This window comes from Streptomyces sp. ISL-98, assembly GCF_018614055.1.
In the GTDB taxonomy this organism is placed as follows: Bacteria; Actinomycetota; Actinomycetes; order Streptomycetales; family Streptomycetaceae; genus Streptomyces; species Streptomyces spiramyceticus.
The window spans coordinates 1-14,440 of record NZ_JAGGPB010000028.1 but is presented as its reverse complement, the minus strand read 5'-3'; the positions used below and the strand labels follow the sequence as shown (position 1 = coordinate 14,440).

Sequence of the window (14,440 nt, the reverse complement as noted above, 5' to 3'; positions counted from 1 at the left end):
GCCACGCCGTCTCTTCCAGATTACTCCGTGAACGACGCATGCAAACTGGGACCCGGCACACCCCTCATATGCAGTGCCTACACACTATTGGGTGACATGAGCGCTGGTGAGCGAAACAAGGTCACGATCGACTGTCACACCGCGACAGGACGTGCGACTCGTGGAGGAGCGGACCTGCGCCAGCCGATCCGACATGCGGCCTGGGACGGACCGAATGTCGCCAAGGCCTTCAGCCAGGCCCCACCGAGGGGCGCCGCTTGGACGCCACAGCGGCGGTGATCCGCCGCGCGACGTCCTCTGCCGGCGCGTGCTCCCAGAAACGCAGGACAGTCCACCCCTCCGCCTCCAAGTGCTCCGTCGTTTCCCGGTCGCGAGCCATGTTCTTGTCGAGCTTGGTGCGCCACCATTCGGCATTGGACTTCGGCTGGGTCGCGTGCTTCGGGCATCCGTGCCAGAAGCAGCCGTCGAGGAAGACCGCGACTTTGGCCGGTCCGAAGACGATATCGATCGTGCGGCGGGGCATCCCGGGCACGGGGACGTTCACGCGATAGCGCAGGCCCGCAGCGTGGAGAATCTTGCGCACAGCGATCTCGGCGGCGGTGTCGCGGGAACCCTGGCGGCTCATGCGGGCCGAAACGGCAGCGGAGGAGGGGATGGGATCGGGCACCTGAGCATTCTGCCGGCGCGGCCCTTTCAGATCACTGAAACCCCGGCAGCGCGACCGAACACGCACAGCGAAGCGCCCGCACTATCAGCGACCTCGCGGGCACGACTTGCTCGTACGCTCGGCCATCCCCCCTCCCCGCGCCAACCGGGGCGTACCGCCTGAGCAGGGCGGTCGAACTGAACCGCCCCGCCTTGTGGGCTTGCGGCGGTCGGTAGGGCCTACAACGCGATTGCCGGGTCCAGTGCCAGCCGCAGCGCGTCGGAATCAGCTTTTGTCAGGGAGCTCTCCGAATTCAGGACTCGCACCAGCCGGGTCGACCCCGGGCCGGATTTCACGCCCACCAGCATGTGGGCGATCTGCTGGCCCCCGTCGTCGGTTGCGGTCAGTCGCAGGACGGTACCCTCGCCGGCTTCCCGTTGGACTCTGTAAACGATCTGCGCCGAGTCATACCGCATCCGCATCGTTGAACAGCCGTTCCCGGCCTTGTCCACGACAGCGGCGAGGCCCTCATCCTTCACGTCTCGCGCGAAGAGGTAGGTGCCCGCAGCATTCCTGAATCCCTGGCCCTCACCGCTGGCCGAAGCCCCGTCCAGTGCCTCATACAGTGGCGTACACGCCTTCGGCGACACAGCGGACACTGCCGAATCCGCGCCCTCGATCAGCGGCTCCTGCTTCCAGCCCTCGGGCAGGACATCCTTCAGCTGCTGTGACTGCGGGGCCGCACACGCGGCGCCGAAAAGCACCATGGGCAGCCCCGCAGCAATTATCCAAGCCTTCACGCAGTCCCCAAGTACTCCGCGAGATCCGGATTCTCCCGGGCCGCGAGTTCCCGCAGCTCGGAGAATTCCACGCTCCCCGACGTCCCTGTCAGTACCCGCTCCAAGGGTGCCCCCAAGGGGAGCATCTCAGGGGACAGGCTGGGCAGAGCGTTCTCCGGATCGCGTTCCGCAGCAATCAGCCGGTAGGCGACCGCCGCGATGGCGAGATCCCTGCTCGTGCACTCGGGGGCGCTGCGGATACGCGCGATCTCACCGGCAAGCGCCAGCAGTTCACGCGCGTCCTTGGATACTTCTCGCATGCTTTAGCCACGCCTCCAGAGCGAGCGCTGCGGGCTGTAGTACGTCGGCAGCGTGAAGACGTTGCCGTGCTGCCCGAAGTGGGTTCCCTTGGCGCGGTAGTACCAGCTGCCGATGCGCTTGGCGGCCTTGTCGTTGACGTGGATCGTCCTAGCTGTGCTGTAGCTGGTGACTCCCGCGCCGTGATTCTTCCATCCGCCACTACGGTAAATCTGCAGCTGCGCCCGGGTGTTGGCGTCGTCGAGTCGGTCCGAGCAGAGAACCTGGACGTACCCCGTAACCTGAGTAGCCGTGGACCCCCACGGAGTTCCTGCGTTCCTGTTCCACTTGCAGGTGATGACGTGCTGGGCCCCCGTGTCGTCGGCCATTGCCGGAGCCGATGCGGCCCCCGCCATCACCATTGCCGCCGAAACGGCGAAGATCCCTGTACGTACGTTACGCATATTGCGTTCCCCCTACGTAGCCTTCCCCGTCGCCTGGATGGGACGGGGTGGAACGGTGTGAACGCTATGCGTGGATCGCCACCCGAACAGGCTTACGACGAGTACCGGTCACGAGGGGCTGCAGTTTGGCTGAGAATCGCATCAGGAAGCCGGGGAGGCGATGAAGCCGACCTGCTGCGGTGATCAGTTACGCGTGGAGGCTCATTGCAGGGTCGGAGTCCCGTGGCAGTTCCGGTACAGGACCGATGAGCCGCACCAGCACGGGGCGTTACGGGCCGGGGGCCAAGGGACGGCCAGGCCTCGGGCTGCCAGGGTTGTGGCGTATTGGGGGAGGAGTGAGGCGTCTGTGGGGGAGGAGCCCTCCGAGGCTGCGAAGGCCTCGTAGGAGGGGACCGTGGCCGTGACGATGCCCAGGTTTTGTGTGCCTGTGGACGACAGGTCTCGTAGGGATGACTCGATTGCCGCCAAGTGCGCTGCGTGGGACGGGTATTCCGTCGTCAGGGACGGGTACGCCGCCAGGAGTTCGGTCAGTTCCTGCTCCGGCCAGTGCAGCATCGCTACCGGGAACGGGCGGGAGAGTGCCGTGCGGTAGGTGCCCAACTCGGCGTGCAGGCGGGCGATTTCCGCCTTCAGCTCCGCCGGGTTGTCCGAGCCCAGCGCCCACAGGCGCTTCGGGTCGTGGAGTTCGTCCAGGGGGACGGTGCCGGCGTGGACGAGGTCGGCCAGGGTGTCCCACTCGTCGTGCGGCAGGCCCAGGAGGCGGCCTACGCGGTGGCGGCCGATGAGGAGTGACTGGGCGGCGTACGGGACCTCTTCCGCGGGGTCCACCAGGAGGGTCAGTGCCGTCGTGAAGCAGTCGTGCGACGCCTGGAGCTCGTCGTGGGCCTCCAGCGCCTCCGCGATGATCTCCCACGGCGCCGCCTCGCGCGGGGCCGTGGCGCGGATGCCGTCGATGATCGCGCGGGCCTCGGCCTCGTGGCCGTACTCCCACAGGTTGGCGGCCTTCAGGGCCTTTACGAGGGCGGGGTTCTCGGGGGACGCGGCCAGCAGGTTGTCGTACAGGGTCGCTGCCCGGGCTCGGTCGCCGGACAGCTCCAGGTGGGCCGCGGCCTGGAGGTACAGGGGTTCCTGGTCTTCGGGGTACTGCGCCGCGGTGCGCAGCAGTCGATCGGCTTCGGCGGTGTGGTCGGCGTGATCGGCAGGCGTATCGGAGCGCATGATGAACACCGTACTGCTGTACGGCGCGGTGGTGAGAGAGCCCGGAGCGACAGAGGTCGGAGGGGATTCGGGCCAGGCGTGACTCTGGAGAGTTGCCGGGGTACGTCTTATCGTGCCCGGCGTGCGGGAGCGGGAGCAGAGGCGGATTCCGGTTGTGGTGCAGCGCGCCTCCAGGGGGCGTGCGGCTGCGGCGCGTGGGCTGTGGGCGGGCGCCGAGGTCGCGGTGACGTTCGGAGTCGTCGTCCTGCTTCTCGTCGTACACCAGCTGTGGTGGACGAACCGCCAGGCCCGTGAAGGTGCCGAGCGCAAGGTGCAGGCGCTGGAGCGGGAGTGGGCGGTGGGGGCGGGTGACGTGGGTGGTGGCGTGCCTGATGCGCCCGTTGTGCCGGATGCCAGTCCTACGCCTGAGGCCGCCGGTGAGAGTCCCGGGGCGGCCTCCCCGCGTCGTGTCACGCCCAAGCCAGGGCCTCCCCGCTGGGATCAGGCCTACGCCATCCTCCGCATCCCCCGCCTCGGCGTGACCGCGCCCGTCGCGCAGGGCGTCAGCAAGGGCGGCGTGCTCGACAAGGGGTACGTCGGGCACTACCCGCAGACCGCGCAGCCGGGCCGGGCCGGGAACTTTGCGCTCGCCGGGCATCGCAATACGCACGGGGAGCCCTTCCGCTACATCAACCGGCTGCGCCGGGGGGACGAGATCAGGGTCGAGACCCGGGACGCCGTTTATACGTACGTCGTCGACAAGGGGCTTGCGCAGACTTCGGCGCGTGACGGCGGGGTGATCGCGAAGGTTCCGCGGAGCAACGTCCGTACGGGGGTCGGGTACAGCGAGTCCGGTTATTACTTGACGCTTACTACCTGCACGCCCGAGTACACGTCCAAGTACCGGCTGGTGGTGTGGGGGAAGCTGGCGTCCATGCGGCCGCGGTAGGCAGTCGCTCAGCGAAGGTGGGCTGCCTCTGTCTCGTGCAGGTGGATGAGGATGTCGTAGGAGCTGGTCAGGGCCGTTTCCGGGGCGTCGGGTGACCAGTACAGGCCGTACGAGCGGGTGGGGCGCGGTGTCGCCAGCCAGTCGCGGGCCGCTGGTGGTGCTGTGCGCAGGTCGAGGGCGTAGTCGGCGTGGCCGCCGGGGCGGACCTGGTCGAGCGTGTGTTCGTTGTGGCCTGCGGGCGCGGGCGGTACCTCGTACGTCTTGGGGTGCTGTGCGGTGTAGTCGGGGAGTGCGTTTATGGCGCCCTGGTTGAAGGTCAGGCCGATGCTGACGTAGCGCCTGCCCAGTCGTTCGCGCAGGTGCGCGCCGGTCGGCTCCGGGAACTGCGCCGGGTTGTCGCTGGTGTACGCGACGTGGCCGTTGTTGGAGGCGAGAAGGATCTTGCCGCCGTCGTTCGTGTGGTCGAGCCACCAGGCGGTGTTGGCCGCCATCGCCTTGTCGCGGTAGCGCATCCGCTCCGGGAACTGTTCGTCGGGGAATGCGTAGGCGGTGAAGCTCTGCGTGATCGCGGTGGCGTGTTGGAGCGTCTCGGCGTACGCCCGTTCCGTGTGGTGGTTCCGGTTCTTCGGGTGGCCCTGCTCGCGCAGCAGGGTGAGGGCTCGCCGTGCCCGGTCGGCGTCGGCCCGGCGCAGCGTGAGGTCCTTGGTCAGCTGCCGCTGCATCCACTCGCCCGCCTGGGTGCCGACGCCGGGCTTCAGGTCCGCGTGCAGTGCGGTGATACGGGGGGCCAGGTCGGGGCGGTGGGCCGTGAGGTAGGCGGCTACGCGGTCGAAGACGTCCCGGCCGGAGTAGCCGAGGTCGTTGCCGATGAAGCGGAGCGTTGGCCTGGTGGGGTGGGCGGTGTTGTAGTGGCGCATCCAGCGGATCAGGTCCAGGTACTCCTCGGTGTCCCAGAACATGTACTGGCCCTGGAATTCCTCGCTCATGATCTGCTCCGGATCGCCGGTGCCGTGCACCACGTAGTCGTCGAGGCGCAGCCCGGTGCTCCAGCTCGCTTCGAGGGCGAAGGTGGTGAAGCCCTTGGTCGCGACGAGATGCCCGAAGACGCGGTGCTTGAGCGTGAAGAACTCGTGGGCGCTGTGGCCGGCCTCGCCCAGTCCGACTACGCGGGCACCTCCGATCATGCGGCTGAGGTGGTTCAGGTCGGTCAGGGGATGGGCGTGGCGGCTCAGGGCTTGTAGGGGGGTGGGGGTGGCGTGCGTGCTTGCGGTCGCGGTCGCCGTTGTTGTCGCTGTCGTTGCCGCGATGGTGATTGCGGCTGTTCGCAGCAGGCTGCGGCGGTCAAGGGTCCTGGTTCGCTGGTGAGTTGAGGGCTTGTTCGTCGTCATGTGGTGATTCTGTTGAGGGGCCCTTGCCCGGGCGATGGGTCTGTGCCCCCAACCGGGGTGTACCTAGGGCCCCCTTGCGGAGCGCAGTAGGTCCGGGGTTTTTCTTGCATTCGGGGAACCTGCGGGGCGCGATGTTCGTCAGGAGTAGTGGAGAGAGGGGGAAGCATGATCAGTTACTCGGCGCGGCTTGTGCGCACTGTCGGTCTTGCGCTCTTCCTCCTTACCGAAGTCCTCCTCATCGACAACGGCAGCTTCTCCGCCGCCGTCGCGGTCGCCGCAACCGCCGCCGCCGGTTCCGCGCTCGCCGTCTGTGCGGTCATCTCCGCGCGCTCCGTCCCCGCCGTGCCGCGCACCCGGGTTCGTACAGCGATACGTGACCGTGAGCAGCGCACCGCGTTTCTGCCCCAGCGAGATCCCGATGCGCGTGGGCGTACGAGGCCCCGAGCGCCGGGTCGTCGTCTGACGACGACCATCGCGTAGGGGCGCGCGCCGCTTTCGGTTCCGTTCTCTGCTGCTCTCTTCTGCAGCTCGCCGCGCCCACGCGGGTCGTCATGCCGATTCTTCTGATTTCCGGCACGACGAGACCCTCGGAGGGCTCAACCACCATGTCCGTTTTCGCCAACCTGGTCGCCGACCTCGCGGACCTGCTCGAACCGTTCTTCCACACCGCGGCCATGGCGGCCGCGATCGTCCTCTTCACCGCGTGCGTACGACTCGCCATCCACCCCCTGTCGAGGGCGGCGGCCCGGGGGCAGAAAGCCCGCACCAAGCTCGCGCCGCAGATCGCCGAGCTGCGCAAGAAGCACGGCAAGAATCCGGAGCGCCTCCAGAAGGCGATCTTGGAGCTGCACGCGGCGGAGAAGGTCTCGCCGCTGTCCGGCTGCCTGCCCAGCCTCTTCCAGCTGCCCGCGTTCTTCCTCATGTACCACCTCTTCTCCAGCCGGCAGATCGGAGGGAAATCGAATGAGCTTCTCGGGCACGTGCTCTTCGCCAGCCCGCTCGGCGACCGCTGGACCGACGCGCTCGCGGACGGCGGGGTCTTCGGGGCGCAGGGACTGGTGTACGTCGCGTTGTTCGCGGTCGTGGCGGCGGTGGCCACGTTCAATTTCCGGCGTACCAAGCAGCAGATGGCGGGCATGCCTGCGCCGCAGCTGCCCGGTGCCGGAGCGGAAGGGGCGGAAGGAGCCATGGGGGCCATGGCCAAGGTGATGCCGTGGATGTCCTTCGCGACGCTCATCACGGTGGCCGTCGTGCCGCTGGCCGCCGCGTTGTACGTCGTCACCAGCACCACCTGGAGTGCGGTTGAGCGAGCCGTCCTTTACCGGGATGTTCCGGTCGCCGGGGAGCCCGTAGCTACTGCCGCGTAAAGGTCCAGTCTGTGAACGGGGTCTTGCAGACTGGACCCTGACCTTGGAGGATCAGCCAATCCTCCGATGGCAGCAGTCCATCGGCCGGGCGCCGGGCGCGACACTCGACCAGAGGAGACTGACCATGAAGCTGCTGCGTGTGGGGGCGGCGGGAGCCGAACGTCCGGCACTGCTCGACCAGGACGGGACGCTCAGGGATCTGTCGGGCCTCGTCCCGGACATCGACGGGGACCTGCTCGCCGACGAGGCCGCCCTCGGTCGGGTACGGGCTGCTGCCGCCGCCGGTGAACTGCCGGTGATCGACGGGGGTGCGGACCGGGTCGGGCCGCCGCTCGCTCGTATCGGAAAAATCGTGTGTATCGGGTTGAACTACCACGACCACGCGGCCGAGACGGGCGCGGCGATTCCGGCCGAGCCCATCATCTTCTTCAAGGCCCCGGACACGGTCGTCGGCCCCGACGACACCGTTCTCGTACCGCGCGGCAGCACCAAGACCGACTGGGAAGTCGAGCTTGCCGTCGTCATCGGGCGCACCGCCCGCTACCTGGACTCGGCGGACGAGGGCCTCGCGCATGTCGCGGGGTACGCGGTCGCGCACGACGTCTCCGAGCGAGAGTTCCAGATCGAGCGCGGCGGCACGTGGGACAAGGGCAAGAACTGCGAGACGTTCAACCCGCTGGGTCCGTGGCTCGTGACTGCGGACGAGGTGCCGGACCCGCAGGCGCTGGGTCTGAAACTCTGGGTCAACGGCGAGCTGAAGCAGAACGGCACCACCGCCGATCAGATCTTCTCGGTCGGTGAAGTGGTGCGGTACGTCAGTCAGTTCATGACGCTGTACCCGGGTGACGTGATCAACACGGGTACGCCGGCGGGGGTTGCCATGGGGCAGCCGGAGCCGAAGCCGTACCTGCGGTCGGGCGATGTGGTGGAGCTCGAGGTTGAGGGGCTGGGGCGGCAGCGGCAGGAGCTGAAGGACGCGTAGCGTCCGTCTGGCGTCGTGCCTTCCGGCTGGGGGAGGGGGGCTGGGGCTGCGCCTCAGCACCCTGCCCTCAGCCGCCTGCCCTCAGCCCCCGCCCCAGTCCCTGGCCCTCGGGCGGTGCCCTACTCCGTGAAGCGTTCCAGGGCCTCGACCACCAGTGCGTGATCTTCCGCCTGGGGCAGGCCGGAGACCGTGACCGTGCCGATTACGCCCGCTCCCTCCACCGCGATCGGGAACGCCCCGCCGTGCGCCGCGTACACATCCGGGTCCAGGCGCGAGGAGTCCTCGAACGTCGTCCCCTTGGCGCGGAAGCGCGTGCCGACCAGGTACGAGCTCTCCGCGTACCGCTCGACGACCCGCCGCTTCCGGTCGATCCACGCGTCGTTGTCGGCGCTCGACCCCGGCAGGGCGCAGTGGAAGAGCTGTTGCGCGCCCCGTCGGATGTCGATGGCGACCGGGACATTGCGCTCGGTCGCCAGCTCGACGAGCAGGCTGCCCAGCGCCCAGGCGTCCTCGTGGGTGAAGCGGGGGAGTGTCAGGCGGCGTTCCTGGGCGACCAGCTCGGCGATCGTGGGGCTCACAGGGTTCCCGGGGGTCGTGTGGCTCGTGTGACTTGTGTGGCTCATGCGGGGATCATCCCCACCGTGATGCCCGCGCGGGCCGAGCGCCGCGCCGCCTCCAGTACGTCCAGGGCCGCTGCCGCCTGTTCGGCGGTGACCGGGGGTGCGGTGCCGTCCCGCAGGGCGGTGGCGATCGCCGCGTAGAACGCCGGGTAGTCGCCCGGCAGCGTACGGACGGGGGTGCCGCCGCCCGTCAGCGGGGACTCGCCCGCGCCGACGTGGCCCCAGGCCGACTCCGGTTCCTCGCCCCAGCTCTCGTCCGCCGCAGGACGCCTGCCCTCGCGAAGGGCCGACTCCTGCGGGTCCAGGCCGTACTTCACGAAGCCCGCGCGCGAGCCGAGCACGCGAAAGCGCGGGCCGAGCTGGGCGGTGGTGGCGCTCACGTAGAGGTGGGAGCGGACACCGTTCGTGTGAGTGATCGCGATGAACGTGTCGTCGTCGGCCTCGGCGCCGGGGCGGCGTACATCGGACTCGGCGTACACCTGGGCCGCCGGGCCGAAGAGGACCAGCGCCTGGTCGACGACGTGGCTGCCCAGGTCGAACAGCAGCCCGCCGATCTCCGCCGGGTCGCCCGACTCGCGCCAGCCGCCCTTGGTCTGCGGCCGCCACCGCTCGAACCGTGACTCGAAGCGCTGTACGTCGCCGAGCTCGCCGGCGGCGATCAGCTGCTGGAGGGTGAGGAAGTCGTTGTCCCAGCGGCGGTTCTGGAAGACGGAGAGCAGCAGGCCGCGCTCGCCGGCGAGGGCGGCCAGCTCGCGCGCCTCGGCGGCGGTGCCGGCGATCGGCTTGTCCACGACGACCGGCAGGCCCGCTTCGAGGGCGGCGGTCGCGATCGGGACGTGGGTCTTGTTGGGCGAGGCGATCACGACGAGGTCGAGCTCGTCCGCGCGCTCCCACAGCTCGTCGGGCGAGGCCGCGAGGCGGACGTCGGGAAACTCCGCGCGGGCCTGCTCCTGCCGCTCCGGGTTCGAGGTGACGACCGTGTCGAGGGCGAGGCCCTCGGTGGTGGCGATGAGCGGGGCGTGGAAGACGGAGCCCGCGAGGCCGTAGCCCACGAGTCCTACGCGCAGCGGGGCGCGGGTGTCGGTGCCATGGGCGGTGCCGGTGCCAGTCATGCTCCCCACTTAAGCAACGCTGTTGCCAAAGTGCAAGCGCAGGGGACAATGGGGCCGTGAACAGGACCAGTACGGGTACGGGCGTAAACCTGCCGGCGCTGCGCAGCCACAACGCGGCGCTGGTACTCGACCTGCTGCGCACGGCGGGCGAGGGCGGCATCAGCCGGCTCGAGCTCGCCGAACGCACGGGGCTCACGCCCCAGGCGGTCAGCAAGATCACCGCCCGGCTGCGGGCGGACGGGCTGGTGGCGGAGGCGGGCCGACGCGCCTCGACGGGTGGCAAGCCGCGGACCGTACTGCGGCTGGTGCCGGATGCGGGGTACGCGGTCGGGCTGCACCTGGACCGCGATGAGCTGACGGCGGTTCTGGTGGACCTGGCCGGGTCGACGGTGGCCGCGCGGAGCGCGCCGCTGGATTTCGGGGCGGGCGCGGAGGCGGTGGTCGCGGCGGCGGTACGGGAGGTCGGGGCCGTTGTGCGGGAGGTCGCGGGTCGGGTGGGGGAGGCTGCGTCTGCTGCGCGGGAGAATGCGGCCGCTGCTCCGGTACGGGAGGCGGGGGCTTTGGTGGGGCAGGTCGCGTCGGCGGTACGGGAGGTTGCGGCTCCGGCAGGGGAGGTCGCGTCCGCTGTACGGGAGGCCTCGGCCGAGGATCGGGTACGGGAGGTTGCCGTTCCGGTACGGGAGTCCGGGGCGCCGGGTCCCGTGCCTGCCGGGCGGGTGCTCGGGGTCGGGGTGGCCGCGCCCGGGCCGTTGGACCACCGGCGCGGGGTGCTGCATCGCGTCACCGGGTTTCCGCAGTGGGACGGGTTCGCGTTGCGGGACGTACTCGGTGCGCGGCTCGGGCTGCCGGTCGTCGTCGACAAGGACACCAACGCCGCCGCCCTCGGGCTCGCCCTGCGGGCCCGGCCCTCCGGCGGGTCCTTCGCGTACCTCCATCTCGGTACCGGGCTCGGCGCCGGTCTCGTACTCGGTGGTGCGCTGTATCGCGGGGCGCGGACCGGGGCGGGGGAATTCGGGCACCAGACGTTGCAGCTCGACGGCCCCGCCTGCGACTGCGGCGGTCGCGGCTGCATCGAGGCGCTGTGCCTCGCCGCCGTCGCCCGCGGCGACATCGCCGAGGCCGCACGGGTCCTCGGCGCCGGGGCCGCCAATCTCGTCGGCCTGCTCGACATCGACCGCGTACTGCTCGGCGGTCGTGTCGTCGCCGCCCATGAAGAGGTTTTCGTACGAGGCGTGGGCGAGGTGCTCGGTGAGCTCGCGCGGCGCGAGGGCGGTGCTGCTGCTGTGCCGGTCGCTGTCGCGGGGGGAGGGCACGGGTACGGAGTCGCGGAGGGGGCCGCGCAGTTGGTGCTCGCGCCGGTCTTCGGGCATGCGGATGTGGCGTTCCCCGGGTGAGGGTCCGGTTTGGGCCGTCGGGGGGAATCTGAGGACTGTATGACCGCGTGCGGGGCGTGTCCCGCGCGGTCGGTCGCGCGCGCGTGGCAGGGTCACGGGCCATGACCGGATGACTCCGACCCACCGACCGACCGACCGACCCACCCACCGTCCGGCTGACGGACCGACCGCTCCGCGATCTGCAAAGGCTCCCCATGCGACTGCGCATTGCCCCCGCCATCGCCCTCGGAGTTGCGACAGCCACGATGTCACCGGCAGCGCTCGCGGTCGCTGCGACGCCTCTCCGCCCCGCCGTCGCCAGCGCGCCCGCGCCACCCGCCGACCAGCAGCCGACCTGCGGCGATCCCGACTCCGCCGACTTTCCCATCGGCACCCGCCTGCGCGGCGGACCGGACACCTACCACCCCGGCGGCGGCTTCAAGCACTGGTACCTCGAACTGGCCAACGTCACCGACGAGAGCTGCCACAACATCCACCCCGTCATCGTCATCGCGGACCGCGACCGTGAACTCGCCTCCTCCCAGGCCAAGTTCGAGTTCTACGACGAGGACGTGCGGCGCTGGCGCCGTGTCCCCTTCGAGAAGACCGACGAGGACGAGCACATCGGCGTATTCGCCAACGGGTTCCGCGGGTTCACCGTCGCCGCCGACAAGACCGTGACCGTGCAAGTACGGCTCACCTTCGCCTCCGGGACCCAACCTGGCGACGTCGTCACCAACGCCGCGGTCGTCCAGCGGCACGGCGACGACGGCGAGTGGGTCGGCGAGTCCAACGACTACCGGTTCGCCATCGACAAGGCGGAGGCCGATGACGCCGATGACGTGGACGAAGCAGAGAAAGGGAAGGAACCGGGCGCCGCCGATGCCGGCCGCGACCCCGACTCCACCCCAGCCCGCCCCGACGACGCCACCCCCCGTATCGGCGAGCATCGCCGCGGCTCCCTCGCCATGACCGGCCCCCGCGACCACCTGCTCCCGGTCGGAGCCACCGCGGGCGCACTCCTCCTCGGCGGCGGCGCGCTCGTCGCGGGATCCCGGCGCCTTCGGGGCCCCGGAGCGACGAACGGCCCCCGGGGCCGATGAGCGAGCAGACCCGGCCATGAGCGAGCAGCCCCGCAGCGGAACCGGTCACGGCCGCCATATCGTCCCGCTGGTGCGGATGACGGCCCGCAGCCGCGACGAGCCGCACCGGGCGGCCACCCCGCTGGAGCTGTTCTTCGATCTGTGCTTCGTCGTGGCGGTCGCCCAGGCCGGGGCGCGGCTCGTGCACGCCGTGGCCGAGGGCGACGCCGGGCACGGGATCACCGGCTATCTGTTCGTCTTCTTCGCGATCTACTGGGCCTGGGTGAACTTCACCTGGTTCGCCTCCGCGTACGACTGCGACGACGTCCCCTACCGGCTCGCCACCCTGGTGCAGATCGCCGGCGTTCTCGTCCTGGCCGCCGGAGTCCCGCGCGCCTTCGACCACGCCGACTACGGGATCGCGATCCTCGGCTACCTGATCATGCGCGTGGCGCTCACCCTCCAGTGGCTGCGGGCCGCGCACGGCGAAACCGGAGACGCCAGAAGCACCGCGTTGCGCTTCGCCGCCGGCCTTGTGGTCGTGCAGGCGGGCTGGGTGGTGCTGCTGTGGCTGCCCGACGCCGCCTGGACGTGGGGATTCCTGCTGCTGGCTGCCGCCGAGCTCGCCGTGCCGGTCTTCGCCGAGCACCGCCACCAGACCAGCTGGCATCCGCACCACATCGCCGAACGCTACGGCCTGTTCACCATCATCATGCTCGGCGAGACCATTGCCGCCGCCACCGTGGCCGTACAGTCCGCCCTCGACGCACCGGACGAATCAGCGGCCCTGGACAAGCTGCTGCCGATCGCGGCCGGCGGACTGGTCATCGTCTTCGCCGCCTTCTGGATCTACTTCGCCGTGCCCATTCACGAACATCTCGCCTCCAACCGCCAGGCGTTCGTCTGGGGCTACGGCCACTACCTGATCTTCGGCTCCGCCGCCGCGATCGGCGCCGGCATCGAAGTGGCGGTCGAAGAGGCGACGCACCATGCGCACATCTCCACGCTCGCGGCCTCCTTCGCGGTCACCGTTCCCACCGCCCTCTTCATGATCACGGTGTGGGCTGTGCACGCGCGCCATTTCAAGCGGGGCGCGGCGCAGCATCTGGTCCTGCTCGTCGGCGCGTTGCTCGTACTGCCCACCAGTTTCGCCGGGCACTGGGCCGTGCCGCTGGCCGGGCTGGTGGCCGCGTGCACCGTCGCGACAGGGATGTATCTCGTGGCTACGGCGCCCCCCGAAGCGGCACGCTGACCAGGCATCGCCCTGCCGCCACGCGACGCTCGCACCGGGCGTTCAACATCGTCTGCGACGATCCGTACGTGGACATCCGAGACGCGAACACGCACCACCAGGACCCCGGCGCCCCCATCCGGTCCGGCATCCCGGAGCACGGCCGCATTCCCAAGTACTACGCCGTCAAGGCCCATATCGCCGCCCTGATGAGTGAGTTGAGCGAGGGCGATGTGCTGCCCCCCGAGCGCGATCTCGCCGTGCGGTACGAGGTCTCCCGCGAGACGGTGCGCCAGGCGCTGCGCGAGCTTCTTCTGGAGGGGCGGCTCCGGCGCCAGGGGCGGGGCACGGTCGTTGCCGGGCCGAAGCTGGAGCAGCCGCTGGCCCTCGCCAGCTACACGGAGGGTGTACGCCGCCAGGACCGGAGGCCGGGCCGTAATCTCATCGGCCTCGACCGCTTCCCCTGCCCGGCCGCGCTGGCTGCCGACGTCGGCGCGGAGACCGGCGAACCGGTCTGGCACATGGAGCGCGTGCTGCTCGCGGACGACGAGCGGGTCGGCCTGGAGAGTACGTACGTGGCGGTGTCCCGGGTTCCGCGTCTGGACGTCGACTTCGAGCCGGACTCGTCCTTCTACGCGTACCTCCACGACCGCGTCGGGGTGTCCTTCGGCGACGCGGACGAGCGCATCGAGACGGTCCTCGCGACGCCCCGGGAGGCGCTGCTGATCGGGACGCCGCCGGCGCTTCCGATGCTGCTGATCCACCGGCTTTCGCGGGATGTGGAGGGGCGGCCGCTGGAGCGGGTGCGGACGTTGTTCCGGGGGGATCGGTTCAGCTTTACGGTGCGGTTGGGGGAGCGGGGCTAGGCCCAATACCAGTGACTTAAGGGGTTGGCTGGTAGGGTGCGGTTCCGGGAGGTGCCTGGATGCCGCGGCCTGGGCAGGTCAAGCCGG

16 protein-coding genes are annotated in these 14,440 nt (G+C 69.9%); 8 read left to right on the top strand and 8 right to left on the bottom strand.

All coding sequences use genetic code 11. The features are described from left to right. Window positions 1-229: 229 nt before the first annotated feature. From J7I98_RS19880 to J7I98_RS19860, 5 genes are all read right to left on the bottom strand, one after another. On the bottom strand, window positions 230-625 hold the full coding sequence (locus tag J7I98_RS19880) for a very short patch repair endonuclease (protein ID WP_214922306.1): 396 nt from the start codon (window positions 623-625) through the stop codon (window positions 230-232). 260 nt (window positions 626-885) lie between these two features. Then, window positions 886-1,413, bottom strand: coding sequence for a hypothetical protein (locus tag J7I98_RS19875; RefSeq protein ID WP_214922111.1), 528 nt, complete (start codon window positions 1,411-1,413; stop codon window positions 886-888). Between the two features lie 29 nt (window positions 1,414-1,442). Then, window positions 1,443-1,745 carry a hypothetical protein gene (locus J7I98_RS19870; protein WP_214922110.1) on the bottom strand — a complete coding sequence of 101 codons (303 nt, stop codon included), beginning with the start codon at window positions 1,743-1,745 and terminating at the stop codon, window positions 1,443-1,445. Window positions 1,746-1,748: 3 nt separating this feature from the next. Beyond that, window positions 1,749-2,186 (bottom strand): hypothetical protein, encoded by a 438-nt coding sequence (locus J7I98_RS19865; RefSeq protein WP_214922109.1) that lies wholly within the window; start codon window positions 2,184-2,186, stop codon window positions 1,749-1,751. A gap of 201 nt (window positions 2,187-2,387) precedes the next feature. Next, window positions 2,388-3,404, bottom strand: a complete 1,017-nt coding sequence (locus J7I98_RS19860) for an SEC-C metal-binding domain-containing protein (RefSeq protein WP_214922108.1) — start codon at window positions 3,402-3,404, stop codon at window positions 2,388-2,390. A gap of 121 nt (window positions 3,405-3,525) precedes the next feature. On the opposite strand from J7I98_RS19860, the gene J7I98_RS19855 reads away from it, so the two are divergent. Beyond that, window positions 3,526-4,332 (top strand): class E sortase, encoded by an 807-nt coding sequence (locus J7I98_RS19855; protein ID WP_374225155.1) that lies wholly within the window; start codon window positions 3,526-3,528, stop codon window positions 4,330-4,332. Between the two features lie 8 nt (window positions 4,333-4,340). Here the strand turns inward: J7I98_RS19855 and J7I98_RS19850 are convergent, their stop codons facing one another. After that, complete coding sequence (locus tag J7I98_RS19850; protein WP_214922107.1) at window positions 4,341-5,720, bottom strand: erythromycin esterase family protein; 1,380 nt, start codon at window positions 5,718-5,720, stop codon at window positions 4,341-4,343. Window positions 5,721-5,885: 165 nt separating this feature from the next. Here J7I98_RS19850 and J7I98_RS19845 point away from each other — a divergent pair, with 165 nt between their 5' ends. The 3 genes from J7I98_RS19845 to J7I98_RS19835 all read left to right on the top strand — a co-directional run bounded on the left by J7I98_RS19845 (window position 5,886) and on the right by J7I98_RS19835 (window position 8,069). Next, window positions 5,886-6,200 (top strand): DUF6412 domain-containing protein, encoded by a 315-nt coding sequence (locus J7I98_RS19845; protein ID WP_214922106.1) that lies wholly within the window; start codon window positions 5,886-5,888, stop codon window positions 6,198-6,200. 125 nt (window positions 6,201-6,325) lie between these two features. Continuing rightward, the gene (locus J7I98_RS19840) at window positions 6,326-7,087 is read left to right on the top strand and encodes a membrane protein insertase YidC (RefSeq protein WP_214922105.1); all 762 of its coding nucleotides are present in this window, start codon (window positions 6,326-6,328) and stop codon (window positions 7,085-7,087) included. 124 nt (window positions 7,088-7,211) lie between these two features. Beyond that, window positions 7,212-8,069: a fumarylacetoacetate hydrolase family protein gene (locus J7I98_RS19835; protein ID WP_214922104.1), complete on the top strand. Its 858-nt coding sequence runs from the start codon at window positions 7,212-7,214 to the stop codon at window positions 8,067-8,069. A gap of 119 nt (window positions 8,070-8,188) precedes the next feature. Here the strand turns inward: J7I98_RS19835 and J7I98_RS19830 are convergent, their stop codons facing one another. After that, on the bottom strand, window positions 8,189-8,692 hold the full coding sequence (locus tag J7I98_RS19830; protein ID WP_214922103.1) for a heme-degrading domain-containing protein: 504 nt from the start codon (window positions 8,690-8,692) through the stop codon (window positions 8,189-8,191). Next, window positions 8,689-9,801: a Gfo/Idh/MocA family oxidoreductase gene (locus tag J7I98_RS19825; RefSeq protein ID WP_214922102.1), complete on the bottom strand. Its 1,113-nt coding sequence runs from the start codon at window positions 9,799-9,801 to the stop codon at window positions 8,689-8,691. Before J7I98_RS19825 ends, J7I98_RS19830 begins: the two co-directional genes overlap by 4 nt. A gap of 56 nt (window positions 9,802-9,857) precedes the next feature. On the opposite strand from J7I98_RS19825, the gene J7I98_RS19820 reads away from it, so the two are divergent. The 4 genes from J7I98_RS19820 (at window position 9,858) to J7I98_RS19805 (ending at window position 14,353) form a co-directional block, all read left to right on the top strand. After that, complete coding sequence (locus J7I98_RS19820) at window positions 9,858-11,195, top strand: ROK family transcriptional regulator (RefSeq protein WP_214922101.1); 1,338 nt, start codon at window positions 9,858-9,860, stop codon at window positions 11,193-11,195. Window positions 11,196-11,389: 194 nt separating this feature from the next. After that, complete coding sequence (locus tag J7I98_RS19815) at window positions 11,390-12,277, top strand: hypothetical protein (protein WP_214922100.1); 888 nt, start codon at window positions 11,390-11,392, stop codon at window positions 12,275-12,277. 16 nt (window positions 12,278-12,293) lie between these two features. Next, the gene (locus J7I98_RS19810; protein WP_251020892.1) at window positions 12,294-13,508 is read left to right on the top strand and encodes a low temperature requirement protein A; all 1,215 of its coding nucleotides are present in this window, start codon (window positions 12,294-12,296) and stop codon (window positions 13,506-13,508) included. A gap of 68 nt (window positions 13,509-13,576) precedes the next feature. Further along, window positions 13,577-14,353, top strand: coding sequence for a GntR family transcriptional regulator (locus tag J7I98_RS19805; protein WP_308377866.1), 777 nt, complete (start codon window positions 13,577-13,579; stop codon window positions 14,351-14,353). Window positions 14,354-14,440: the final 87 nt, after the last annotated feature.